The sequence below is a fragment of the Paracoccus sp. 08 genome (genome assembly GCF_024105395.1).
GTDB lineage: Bacteria > Pseudomonadota > Alphaproteobacteria > Rhodobacterales > Rhodobacteraceae > Paracoccus > Paracoccus marcusii.
Window position 1 is genome coordinate 1 of the sequence record NZ_WEKR01000046.1, and the last position, 11,961, is coordinate 11,961.

Annotated in this window: 11 protein-coding genes, 1 tRNA gene and 3 pseudogenes; 11 read left to right on the top strand and 4 right to left on the bottom strand. The window is 67.5% G+C overall.

Annotated elements, in window-relative coordinates; all coding sequences use genetic code 11:
• A pseudogene (locus tag GBO37_RS13475) lies at positions 1–276 on the bottom strand (transposase); the annotation flags it as partial.
• A gap of 275 nt (positions 277–551) precedes the next feature.
• Positions 552–628, bottom strand: a tRNA-Arg gene (locus GBO37_RS13480).
• 110 nt (positions 629–738) lie between these two features.
• Here GBO37_RS13480 and GBO37_RS13485 point away from each other — a divergent pair.
• From GBO37_RS13485 to GBO37_RS13535, 11 genes are all read left to right on the top strand, one after another.
• Complete coding sequence (locus GBO37_RS13485) at positions 739–1,764, top strand: LacI family DNA-binding transcriptional regulator (RefSeq protein WP_252929550.1); 1,026 nt, start codon at positions 739–741, stop codon at positions 1,762–1,764.
• A 44-nt stretch (positions 1,765–1,808) separates the two neighbouring features.
• Positions 1,809–2,618, top strand: a complete 810-nt coding sequence (locus GBO37_RS13490) for a S49 family peptidase (protein WP_252929551.1) — start codon at positions 1,809–1,811, stop codon at positions 2,616–2,618.
• Positions 2,619–2,723: 105 nt separating this feature from the next.
• Positions 2,724–3,656 (top strand): calcium/sodium antiporter, encoded by a 933-nt coding sequence (locus GBO37_RS13495; RefSeq protein WP_045981070.1) that lies wholly within the window; start codon positions 2,724–2,726, stop codon positions 3,654–3,656.
• Positions 3,653–4,432: an SDR family oxidoreductase gene (locus GBO37_RS13500; RefSeq protein ID WP_371927583.1), complete on the top strand. Its 780-nt coding sequence runs from the start codon at positions 3,653–3,655 to the stop codon at positions 4,430–4,432. The genes GBO37_RS13495 and GBO37_RS13500 overlap by 4 nt, the downstream gene beginning before the upstream one ends.
• A 300-nt stretch (positions 4,433–4,732) precedes the next feature.
• Positions 4,733–6,583, top strand: a complete 1,851-nt coding sequence (uvrC, locus tag GBO37_RS13505; protein ID WP_252929553.1) for an excinuclease ABC subunit UvrC — start codon at positions 4,733–4,735, stop codon at positions 6,581–6,583.
• A 74-nt stretch (positions 6,584–6,657) separates the two neighbouring features.
• The gene (gene pgsA, locus GBO37_RS13510; protein ID WP_252929555.1) at positions 6,658–7,290 is read left to right on the top strand and encodes a CDP-diacylglycerol--glycerol-3-phosphate 3-phosphatidyltransferase; all 633 of its coding nucleotides are present in this window, start codon (positions 6,658–6,660) and stop codon (positions 7,288–7,290) included.
• Complete coding sequence (moaD, locus tag GBO37_RS13515; RefSeq protein ID WP_139085116.1) at positions 7,280–7,531, top strand: molybdopterin converting factor subunit 1; 252 nt, start codon at positions 7,280–7,282, stop codon at positions 7,529–7,531. Before pgsA ends, moaD begins: the two co-directional genes overlap by 11 nt.
• The gene (locus GBO37_RS13520) at positions 7,531–7,965 is read left to right on the top strand and encodes a molybdenum cofactor biosynthesis protein MoaE (protein ID WP_252929556.1); all 435 of its coding nucleotides are present in this window, start codon (positions 7,531–7,533) and stop codon (positions 7,963–7,965) included. The genes moaD and GBO37_RS13520 overlap by 1 nt, the downstream gene beginning before the upstream one ends.
• 40 nt (positions 7,966–8,005) lie before the next feature.
• On the top strand, positions 8,006–8,512 hold the full coding sequence (locus tag GBO37_RS13525; RefSeq protein ID WP_045981075.1) for a hypothetical protein: 507 nt from the start codon (positions 8,006–8,008) through the stop codon (positions 8,510–8,512).
• Positions 8,513–8,583: 71 nt separating this feature from the next.
• Complete coding sequence (locus GBO37_RS13530; RefSeq protein ID WP_252929558.1) at positions 8,584–9,954, top strand: glutamate--cysteine ligase; 1,371 nt, start codon at positions 8,584–8,586, stop codon at positions 9,952–9,954.
• 173 nt (positions 9,955–10,127) lie between these two features.
• Positions 10,128–10,424 (top strand): hypothetical protein, encoded by a 297-nt coding sequence (locus GBO37_RS13535; RefSeq protein ID WP_252929560.1) that lies wholly within the window; start codon positions 10,128–10,130, stop codon positions 10,422–10,424.
• A gap of 43 nt (positions 10,425–10,467) precedes the next feature.
• Here GBO37_RS13535 and plsY read toward each other — a convergent pair.
• Positions 10,468–10,932, bottom strand: a pseudogene (plsY, locus tag GBO37_RS21645) (glycerol-3-phosphate 1-O-acyltransferase PlsY); the annotation flags it as partial.
• Positions 10,929–11,961, bottom strand: a pseudogene (locus GBO37_RS13545) (amidohydrolase family protein); the annotation flags it as partial. The pseudogenes GBO37_RS13545 and plsY, both read right to left, overlap by 4 nt.

The following is an 11,961-nucleotide window of genomic DNA, read 5'->3' on the forward strand; positions in this document are numbered from 1 at the left end:
TGGCGTCAATCATCACTGTCTTCCGGTCGGCGGCTTCGGAACCTCCATCATCCGGGCGAAAACACCGATGTCGCTCCAGCGCTTCCATCGGTTGTAGAGGGTCTTCGGTGGACCACACTCTGGCGGCGCATCGGACCAACGCAAGCCATTACGATTGATGAAGACTATCCCGCTCAAGACCCGCCGATCATCGACCCGTGGGCGGCCATGGCTCTTTGGAAAGAACGGCCGCAGCCGCGCCATCTGCTCGTCACTCAGCCAAAAAAGATTGCTCAGCATGCCCCCATCAGTTCGGGAGCGTGAAACACGCCGGCAAGGGGGTCGCAACCCGATTAATGGGTCCTGACCCTAACTTCTGACCATGATAAAGCTATGGTTTATCGCGCTTACGCTAGATATTTTTCAAATGCTTGGGCCTGCGATGGCGTCTGGCGTAATGTCAGGCGCTATTTTTCGTTAAGCTTCAGCTATACTCTGGACGATAATGGTTCAACGAACCAAAAAGAATACCTCCTCAAGCAACGATTTTCTTATTAACTTCATGATTTCGTTGGTGACCCCGACAGGACTCGAACCTGTAACCTGCCCCTTAGGAGGGGGCTGCTCTATCCAGTTGAGCCACGGGGCCTGCCGGGCATGCATACTCAAATCGGGGGGCGCTTGGCAAGCGGCGGCAGGGGCGGTTGTGGGCAGGTCTGTCCTTCGCTAACATCGGCTATCCACAGATCGGAACGCCCCATGCTGCCCATTCGACCGCGCCGCCCCCTGACCCTCAGAGACGTCTCCGAGGCGTCGGGCGTCTCGGAGATGACCGTCAGCCGGGTCTTGCGCAACCGGGGCGACGTGTCGGCGGCCACGCGTGAAAAGGTGCTGACCGCGGCCAAGACGCTTGGCTATGTTCCCAACAAGATCGCGGGCGGACTGGCCAGCCAGCGGGTCAACCTGGTCGCCGTGGTCATCCCGTCGCTGTCGAACCTGGTCTTTCCCGACGTGTTGGGCGGCATTTCGGCGGAGCTGGACGATACCGGCCTGCAGCCGGTGATCGGTGTCACCAACTATTCTCCCGCGCGCGAGGAGATGGTGCTGTACGACATGCTGTCCTGGCGGCCCTCGGGCGTGATCCTGGCGGGGCTGGAGCACAGCAAGGCCGCCCGCGCGATGCTGCAGAATTCCGGCCTGCCGGTGGTCGAGATTATGGATGTCGACGGCGAGGGGATCGACACGCTGGTCGGCATCTCTCATATCCGCGCCGGGCGCGAGATGGCCGACCGTATCCTAGCGGCGGGCTATCGCCGCATCGGTTTCGTGGGCACCCACATGCCCGAGGATCACCGCGCCCGCAAACGTCTGCTGGGCTTCGAGGAGGGGCTGGCCGCCGCCGGCGTCCAGCTGGAGGCGCGCGAATACTATCAGGGCGGATCGTCCCTGCTGAAGGGGCGCGAGTTGACCGAGCGCATCCTGACCCGCGCACCGGACCTGGATTTCCTGTATTTTTCGAACGACATGATCGGGGCAGGGGGGCTGCTGCACTGCATCGACCGCGGCTATGACGTGCCCGGCAGGCTGGGGCTGGCGGGGTTCAACGGGGTCGACCTGCTGGACGGGCTGCCGATGCGCCTGGCCACCACGGATGCACGGCGCGTCGATGTCGGGCGGCGCGCGGCGCGGCTGGTATCGGGCAAGGACGCGGCGCCCGAAAACCGCATCATCGCGCTGACCCCGACCTTTCTGCCCGGCGACACGATCCGCGACGTTCCCGCCTGACGTCCCGCCTTGTGAGCGGCCCGCGCTAAGCCTATCTGTGGGCCATGCACATTCCCGTCGTCTCTCGCCTGCTGTCCCGCAAGCCCCGCGTCGCGGTCATCCGTCTGTCCGGCACCATTGGTGGTGCGGGGCGCGGCGGCGGCCTGAACGATGCGGCCCTTGCCCCCGTGATCGAACGCGCGTTCCGGCGCGGCAAGCCCCTGGCCGTGGCGCTGATCATCAATTCGCCGGGCGGGTCGCCCGTGCAGTCGTCGCTGATCGCGGCGCGCATCCGCAGGCTGGCGGATGAGACCGACATCCCCGTCCATGCCTTCGTCGAGGACGTGGCCGCATCGGGTGGCTATTGGCTGGCCTGCGCGGCCGACGACATATGGGCGGATGAAAGCTCGATCCTGGGGTCGATCGGGGTGATCTCGGCCGGGTTCGGGTTCGACCAGCTGATCCAGCGATGGGGCATCGAACGCCGCGTCCACACGGCCGGCACGTCGAAATCGACGCTGGACCCGTTCCGCCCGCAGGATCCCGACGACGTGGCCCGCCTGCACGCGATCCTCGAGCCGATCCACCTGGCGTTCAAGGACCATGTCCGCGCTCGTCGCGGCACCCGCCTGAACGCCGAACGCGACCTGTTTACCGGAGAGTTCTGGGCAGGGCTGGAATCCGTGCGCCTGGGGCTGGCTGACGGCATCGCTCATCCGGTCCCGCGGCTCAAGGCGCTGTACGGCGACAAGATCCGCTTCGAGGTGCACGGCATGCGCCGGCCGCTGCTGCGCCGCCTTGGCCTGTCCGCCGACCTTCTGATGGACGCGGCCGAGGATCGCGCCGCCTTCCAGCGGTTCGGCACCCGCGGATGATGCTGCGCATCGTCCTCCTGTTCCTGCTGGTCATGGTCGTCGTCGCCCTGCTGCGCGGACCGGGCCTGCGCCGTTTTCTGAAAAAATTCCTGGGGATCGACCATCGTGATCGTTGAACTGCTTCTGGTGCTGGGCGGACTGGCCCTTCTGGTTCTGGGGGGCGACCTGCTGGTCAAGGGCGCCGTCGGGCTGTCGCTGAAACTGGGCATGACGCCCTTGGTTGTGGGCCTGACCGTCGTGGCCTTCGGCACCTCGGCGCCCGAGCTGCTGGTGTCGCTGTCGGCGGCCCTGAAGGGGTCCAGCGGCATCGCCATGGGCAATGTCGTGGGTTCTAACATCGCCAACGTGCTGGTGATCCTGGGCGTGACCGCGCTGGTGTCTGTGATCGTCACCAAGGGGCACGACCTGCGCGAAAGCTGGGGGATGATGATCGCGGCCTCGCTGCTGTTGATCGGCATCGCCCTGACCGGAGAGATCGGGCGCCTTGAGGGCGTGATCCTGCTGCTGGCGCTGGCCGCGGTCCTGTGGCGGCAGCTGTCCACCGGCCGCGCCGAGGAGACGCAGGCCGACGGCGTGGACGGCGCGACCCTGGGCGCGGGCTGGGGGCGCATCGCGGTCTGGCTGGGCCTGGGCCTGGTGCTGCTGCCGGTCGGGGCGAACCTGCTGGTCAATGGCGCGACCGACATCGCCCGCGCCTTCGGCATCAGCGAGACCGTGATCGGGCTGACGCTGGTCGCGATCGGCACGTCGTTGCCGGAACTGGCGGCCTCGGTCGCATCCGCGCTGAAGGGTCGGGCGGACATGGCGCTTGGCAATGTGGTCGGCTCGAACATCTTCAACATCCTGGCCATCCTGGGGATCACCGCGGTCATCTCTCCGCTGCCCATCCCGCCCGAAATGCTGCGGCTGGACCTGTGGGTGATGCTGGGCGCGGCCCTGCTGCTGTTCCCGTTCCTGTTCCGCGGCATCAGCCTGACGCGGCCGGTGGGGGCGCTGTTCGTGGCGGGCTATGCCGCCTATGCCTGGGTGCTGCTGTGACGGGCGTCGCGCTGGTCACGGGGGCGGCCCGCCGCCTTGGCCGCGCGATGACGCTGGAACTGGCGCGGCGCGGCCATGACGTGGCGATCCACTATGCCGGCTCGGCCGACGATGCCGAGCGCACGGCCGCTGACGCACGCGCCCTGGGCGTGCGGGCGCAGACCTTCCGGGTCGACCTGCTGGACGCCGATGCGACCGCCGCGCTGGTCCCGGACGTCGCATCGGCGATGGGGCCGCTGACCGTGCTGGTCAACAATGCCTCGATCTTCGAATACGACACGATGCGCAGCGCGACGATGCAGGGTTGGGACCGGCACCTGGGGTCGAACCTTCGCGCGCCCTTCCAGCTGATGCAGGCCTTTGCCGCGCAATGCCCCAAGGCGCGCCCGGACGAGAACGGCGAACCTCAGGCCGCGGGCCTGGTGGTGAACATGGTCGATCAGCGGGTTCTGAAGCCCACGCCAGAGTTCATGACCTATTCCATCGCCAAGGCCGCGCTGTGGTCGCTGACGCGCACCGCGGCGCAGGCCCTGGCACCCGACATCCGCGTGAACGCCATCGGTCCCGGTCCGACCCTGCAGGGTGCCCGCCAGAGCGACCGCCATTTCGCCGCCCAGAGGGCTGCGACGGTGCTGGGCAGGGGGGCGGATGCCCAGGGCATCACCGACGCTCTGGGGTACTTCCTGGACGCGCGTGCGGTCACCGGACAGCTGATCTGCGTCGATGGCGGACAACATCTGGGGTGGCGCACGCCCGACGTTCTGGGGCCGGAATAGGCCCGATCCGGAACGATCGGATCATTTTGTCCACGGCACCATGGCAGACCCCTGCAAGATGCGGATTCTGCAAGATTTTTCTGTCCACAACGGGCCTGAATAAAAATTATCAAGCAATAACAATGCCATTGCGATCTGCCTAAAATAAGGGCAACTTCACGGAACTGTAACGATTGCTGGCCCTGCGGGGTCATCCTCACAGCCCACCCACAGAATTATCCACAGATTCCGTGGAAAGCTTCCTTCTTGCCTTCGGTGCCCGGAACTTGCAGCGGGGCCGAGAATCACCAAGTTCACGTCATGACCCAGAAAACCGGCCACGCCCTCATCCAGGATTACCTTCGCACGCTGGACAGCAGTCCCGGCGTCTATCGCATGCTGGATGCCCAGCAGGCGGTTCTTTACGTGGGCAAGGCCCGCGACCTGCGGGCGCGGGTGTCGAACTATGCCCGGCCTTCGGGCCATTCGGGGCGCATCGCGCGGATGATCCGCGAGACGGCCTCGATGATGTTCCTGACCACGAACACCGAGACCGAGGCGCTGCTCTTGGAGCAGAACCTGATCAAGCAGCTCAAGCCGCGTTACAACGTGCTTCTGCGCGACGACAAGTCGTTCCCGAACATCCTGGTGGCCAAGTCCCACGACTATCCCCAGATCAAGAAGCATCGCGGCGCGAAGTCGGAAAAGGGCGACTACTACGGCCCCTTTGCCAGCGCGGGGGCGGTCAACCGCACGCTGACCCAGCTGCAGCGCGTGTTCCTGCTGAGGAACTGCACTGACAGCGTGTTCGAGAGCCGCACTCGCCCCTGCCTGCTGTTCCAGATCAAGCGGTGCAGCGCGCCCTGCGTGGGCCGCATCAGCGCGCCCGACTACAACGCGCTGGTCAATGACGCGGAACGGTTCCTGCAGGGCAAGACCACGACCATCCAGTCCGATCTTGCCGCTGAGATGGCCCGCGCGGCCGAGAATATGGAGTATGAGCGCGCAGCCGCCCTGCGTGACCGCATCAAGGCGCTGACCGCGGTGCAGTCGGTGCAGGCGATCAACCCCAAGGGCGTGGCCGAGGCCGACATCGTGGCCCTGCACATGGAGGGGGGGCAGGCCTGCGTGCAGGTCTTCTTCATCCGCGGCAATCAAAGCTGGGGGAATCGCGATTTCTATCCGCGCCTTGGCGGGGCCGAGAGCCCGGACGAGGTGATGCAGGCCTTCCTGATGCAGTTCTATGATAACACCCCGCCGCCGCGCCAGATCCTGCTGTCCCACCCGCCCGAGGATCCGGACCTGACCGCGGATGTCCTTTCCGAGCGCGCCCGCCGCAAGGTCGAGGTGGCCGTTCCGCTGCGCGGCGAGAAGTCCGACCTGGTGACCAACGCGCTGCGCAACGCGCGCGAAAGCCTGGCGCGACGCATGTCCGAAAGCGCCACGCAGCTGCGCCTGCTGGAGGGGCTGGCCGACGCGTTCGAACTGCCCAGCCCGCCGCGCCGGATCGAGGTCTATGACAACAGCCACATCATGGGCACCAACGCGGTCGGCGGCATGATCGTCGCCGGGCCGGACGGTTGGATCAAGAACCAGTACCGCAAGTTCAACATCAAGGGCACCGAGATCACTCCCGGCGACGACTTCGGCATGATGAAGGAGGTGCTGACGCGCCGCTTCACCCGTCTGCTGAAGGACGATCCCGACCGCCAGACCGAGGCCTGGCCGGACCTGCTGCTGATCGACGGCGGCGCGGGGCAGGTGTCGGCCGTCCACGAGATCATGGCCGAACTGGGCGTCGAGGACATCCCGATGATCGGCGTCGCCAAGGGCCAGGACCGCGACCACGGCAAGGAGGAGTTCCACCGCCACGGCCAGCGCCCCTTCGCGCTGCGCATGAACGATCCAGTCCTGTACTTCGTCCAGCGCCTGCGCGACGAGGCGCACCGCTGGGCCATCGGCACCCATCGCGCCAAGCGCGCGAAATCGCAGATGGCAAACCCCCTGGACGAGATCGCGGGCATCGGCGCGTCGCGCAAGCGCGCCCTGCTGCAGCATTTCGGCAGCGCCAAGGCCGTGGGCCGCGCCGGGCTGACCGATCTGCAGGCGGCGCCGGGCATTTCCGCGGCGATGGCGCAAAAGGTCTATGACCACTTCAACGCCAAGGGATGACAGGTCCGGATCACAGCTTCGCCAGCGGCGCGTTGGCCCTTTCCAACGCCCGCGGCAGGGACTAGCGTGCGGCCATGCGTTGGAACCTTCCGAATATCCTGACCCTTCTGCGTCTGCTGGCGGCCCCCGGGGTCCCGCTGATGTTTCTGTACTTCCAGAGGCCCTGGGCCGACTGGGCGGCGCTGGCGCTGTTCATGGGCGCGGCGATCACCGACTGGATCGACGGCTATCTGGCCCGCGCCTGGAAACAGGAAAGCCGCTTTGGCGCCGCGATGGACCCGATCGCGGACAAGGCCATGGTGGTCATCGCGCTGGTGGTCATCACCGGGTATTCCGGGATGAACCCTTGGCTGATCCTGCCGGTGACGATCATCCTGTTCCGCGAGGTCTTCGTGTCCGGCCTCCGCGAATACCTGGGCGACAAGTCGCGCCTGCTGGCGGTGACCAAGCTGGCGAAATGGAAGACGACCCTGCAGATGGTCGCCATCTCGATCCTGTTCCTGGCCACGGGCCTGGCCTATGTCGAACACGGCCTGGCCCCCCGCGTGGGCGAGGTCGGGCTGATCTGGTCGGGCAGCTGGGCGGCGCTTGCCACCTATGCCGGCCTGACGCTGATCTGGATCGCCGCGGCGCTGACGGCTTGGACGGGCTGGGACTATTTCATCAAGGCGCTGCCCTATCTGAAGGATTCCCGTCGTGACGGTTGAGGTCCTGTATTTCGCTTGGCTGCGCGAACGCATCGGCCACCCCCGCGAAACCGTGCAGACGGAGGCCGCGACCCCGCGCGCGCTGATCGCCGAACTGGCCGCACAGTCTGACGGGCATGCCGCGGCCTTTGGCGACATCGCGGCCCTGCGCTGCGCCGTGGATCAGCAGCTGACCGATCTGGACGCGCCCCTGGCCGGCGCCCGCGAGGTCGCGTTCTTCCCGCCGATGACGGGCGGCTGATGAGCGCCCGCGTCCAGTCCGACCCCTTCGATCTGGCGTCCGAACTTGCGGGCTTTGGCGCGGGGGCCGGGGCGGTCGTCACCTTCACCGGCATCGTGCGCGACGACGGCGGCCTTCTGGACGCGCTGGAGATCGAGCATTACCCCGGCATGACCGAACGCGCGCTGACCGATCACGGCATGGCCGCCGCATCGCGTTTTGGGCTGGCCGACTGGCGCATCGTCCATCGCTATGGCCGCATCCCGGTGGGGGGACAGATCATGATGGTCGCCACCGCCGCCCGCCATCGCCGTGCGGCATTCGACGCGGCCGATTTCCTGATGGACTGGCTGAAATCCCGCGCCCCCTTCTGGAAACGCGAGATCGCGCGCGACGGCACGACGGGCTGGGTCGCCGCCCGCCCCGAGGACGAGGACGCGCTGACCCGGTGGTGAATGTCTTCGTCATCCGAATACCCATGCCCGGCCGCCGCCCGTGATCCGGCCTGACCTGCGCGGCCTGCTGCGCACCCACTCCGAACTGCTGATCTTTGCGGCGCTGGCGCTGGCTGCGCTGTGGGTGGCGTTCTGGGGTGGCTGGTTCTTTGCGGTCCTGGGCGGGGCTGGGGCATTGGTTGCGGGCAGCCTGGCCCTGGGCGCGCTGCGCCGCACGCCGTTTCGCCGCCCCGTCGCCGCCCCCGGCGTGGTCGAGATCGTCGAGGGGGCGATCCGCTATTACGGCGCGACCGACATGGGCGGAGAGATCCCCCTGCGCGACCTGGTCGAGATCCGCCTGTTGCGGCTGGACGGTCATGCGCATTGGCGCCTGCGCAGCCAGTCGGGCGAGGCGTTGCTGATCCCCGCCGACGCGGCGGGGGCCGGGGCGCTGGCCGATGCTTTCACCGCGTTGCCCGGTCTGGACATGGGCGCGGTGTCGGCGGCACTGGCACAGGTGGCCCGACAGCAGGATGCGATGCGCACCGTTTGGCGGAGGCCGGGATGAGGCGGCTTGACTTGGCCCGTCCGCGTTGCCACCTGTGACCGACCGGAAACCCTTGAAAGGCCTCATCGTCCATGTCCATTCCCCAGCAGGGCGGAGGCCCCATCGAACATCGTGACCAGCTGGCCGCCTATATCGCCAGCGGCGAGAAGCCGAAGGACGCCTGGCGCATCGGCGTCGAGCACGAGAAATTCGGCTATGACGACGCGCGCAAGATGCCGCTGCCCTATGAGGGTCCCGTGTCGATCACGGCCATGCTGGAGGGGCTGCGCGACCGTTTCAACTGGACCCCGGTCCTTGAGGCCGGCAAGCTGATCGGGCTGGAGCGCGACGGCGCCAATGTCAGCCTGGAGCCCGGCGGCCAGCTGGAACTGTCCGGTGCGCCGCTGGAGACGATCCACCAGACCTGCGACGAGGTGAACGGCCACCTGGCCGAGGTCGAGGCCGTCGCCGCCGACATCGGCGCGGGCTTCATCGGCTTGGGTGCGGCGCCGATCTGGGGCCAGGATGACATGCCGATGATGCCCAAGGGGCGGTATCGGCTGATGACCGACTATATGGGTCGGGTGGGCACGCTGGGCACGCAGATGATGTACCGGACCTGCACGGTGCAGGTGAACCTGGATTTCGCGTCCGAAGCCGACATGGTCCAGAAGATGCGCGTGGCTTTGGCGCTGCAGCCGGTGGCCACGGCGCTGTTCGCCAATTCGCCCTTTCTGGACGGCAAGCCCAACGGGATGAAATCCTGGCGCGCGCATATCTGGCAGAACCTGGATGCGGCGCGGACCGGCATGCTGCCCTTCGTCTTCGAGGACGGGTTCGGCTATGAGGCCTGGGTCGATTATGTGCTGAACGTGCCCATGTATTTCGTCTATCGCGACGGAAAGTACATCGACGCCCTGGGCCAGAGCTTCCGCGATTTCCTGAAGGGCCAGCTGCCGGCCCTGCCGGGCGAGGTGCCGACGCTGTCGGACTGGGCCGATCACATGACCACCGTGTTCCCCGAGGCGCGCGTCAAGAAGTACATTGAGATGCGCGGGGCCGATGGCGGCCCGTGGCGCAGGCTGTGCGCGCTGCCGGCGCTGTGGGTCGGGCTGACCTATGATCAGGATGCGCTGGATGCGGCCTATGACCTGGTCAAGGGTTGGGACGCCGAGACCCGCGAGGCGCTGCGCCGGTCGGCGGGTCGTGACGGCCTGCAGGCGCAGGCGGGGGGCGTGAAGATGCACGACCTGGCCCGCGAGGTTCTGGCCATTGCCGAGGGCGGGCTGAAGGCCCGCGCCCGGTCGGGCAACGACGGCCTGGTCCCCGACGAGACGCATTTCCTGAACGCGCTGAAGGAAAGCGTCGACAGCGGCAAGGTCCCCGCCGACGAGTTGCTGGAAAAGTATCGCGGCGCCTGGAACGGCGACCTGACGCGGATCTACGACGAATATTCCTACTGATCGCCGATTGCGTCCCGCGACGTGCCGGGGAGACGTCCCGTCCCCCCGGACCCCCCTTGGGTGTCCCGCATGACGGATGCCGACGCACGCGAGTGTGAGCCGCGCCCGTCCGCGATGTCTTGATCTGCGGCGCCGGTGGTGGCACCCCGGCGAAAAAGATGCGGGGGCACGCGATGCGCGGTGATGTGATGCAATGGGTCGGCCGGTTGGTGGCCGCCGTCTTTGGGCTGGGGGTGCTGGCGCTGCTGGCGGCGGTCGTGCTGCTGATCCGGCAGGCCGAGGGGGTGCCGCCCTGGCCGGTCCTTCTGGGGCTGGTGGGTCTGGTCGCGCTGATCCTGCTGGCGGGGGCCTGCCTTGCACTGATCTCGATCGCGGTGTCGGCGCGGCGGGGCGTCGATGCGCTGCAGCGGTTGGGCGGAACGCTGCCCGTCGCCGCCGTCGAACCCGAGGCCGCCCATGGTGCCGGATGAAGATCAGCACCGCCATGAAGGCCGCGACCGCCGCGATGTCGGTCCGCCCCAGGCCCCAGGCAAAGACCGGCGCCAGCGCGGCCGCCAGAAGCGCGCTGAGGCTGCTGATCCGGGTGATCGCGGCGGTCAGCGCCCAGGTCGCGCAGGCAATCAGGCCCAAAGGCCAGTTCAGCGCGATCACCGTCCCGAGGAACGTGGCGACGCCCTTGCCACCCTTGAAGCGCAGCCAGATGGGGAAGCAATGGCCCAGGAAGGCCGCGCCGCCGGCCAGGATCGCGGCGGTCTCTCCGCCGAAATGGCGGGCCAGCAGGACCGCGATGGCGCCCTTGCCCGAATCCAGCAGCAGCGTGGCCACCGCGGCACCCTTGTTGCCCGTCCGCAGCACGTTGGTCGCGCCGATGTTGCCAGAGCCGATCTGGCGCAGATCGCCCAGGCCCAGGGCGCGTGTGATGACCAGGCCGAAGGGGACAGAGCCCAGAAGATAGCCGAAGATCGCCCAGAGGATCATGCGTGTTCTCCGAAGACGGGGGTGCCCGCGACCCAGGTGCCCAGGACGCGGCCCTGCATGCGCGCGCCGTCGAAGGGGGTGTTCTTCGATTTGGACAAAAGCGCAAAGCGGTCCAGCACGAAGGGTGCGTCGGGGTCGAACAGCACCAGATCGGCGGGGGGGGCGGCGGGACAGGCGCCCCGCCGAGAGGCCCAGCCTGCGCGCGGGGTTCAGCGCCATGGCGCGGAATAGCTGCGGCAGGCTCAGCCCGCCCTGGTGATACAGGCGCAGGGCCGCGGGCAGCAGGGTCTGCAGGCCCACGGCGCCGGGGGCCGCGGCCTCGAACGGAAGGCGTTTGGATTCTTCATCCTGGGGCGTGTGAAAACTGGCGATGGTGTCGATCAGCCCCTGGGCCACGGCATCGACCATGGACAGACGGTCATCCTCCGACCGCAGCGGCGGCGTGAAGCGGAAGAAGGTCCGGTAATCGCCCACGTCGAACTCGTTCAGCGTCAGGTGGTGGATCGAGATCCCCGCCGTCACGTCCAGCCCCGCATCGCGCGCCCGCGCCAGGGCCGGCAGGCTGGCGGCCACGGTGATCTGGTCGGCGTGATAGCGTCCGCGCGTCATCGCGACCAGGGCCAAGTCGCGGTCCAGGCCCATCACCTCGGCCATGGGGGAGACGGCGGGGATGCCATAAAGGGATGCGAACTTGCCGCTGGTGGCCGCAGCCCCCGCCGACAGGGACGGGTCCTGCGGATGGCCCACGATCAGCGCGTCCAGCCCGCGCGCATAGGTCATGCAGCGGCCCAAGAGCTTGGTGTCGCGCACCACCCGTACGCCGTCGGTGAAGGCCACCGCGCCCAGATCGGTCAGGAAGCCGATCTCGACCATCTCGCGGCCTTCGCGGGCCTTGGTCAGGGCGGCCATGTGGCGGATGTGGACGGGCGCGTCGATGGCGCGGCGGGCGACGAATTCCAGCGCCTCGGGGGTGTCGATGGGGGGCGTGGTGTCGGGGCGCGCGATGATCGTGGTGACGCCGCCCGCCGC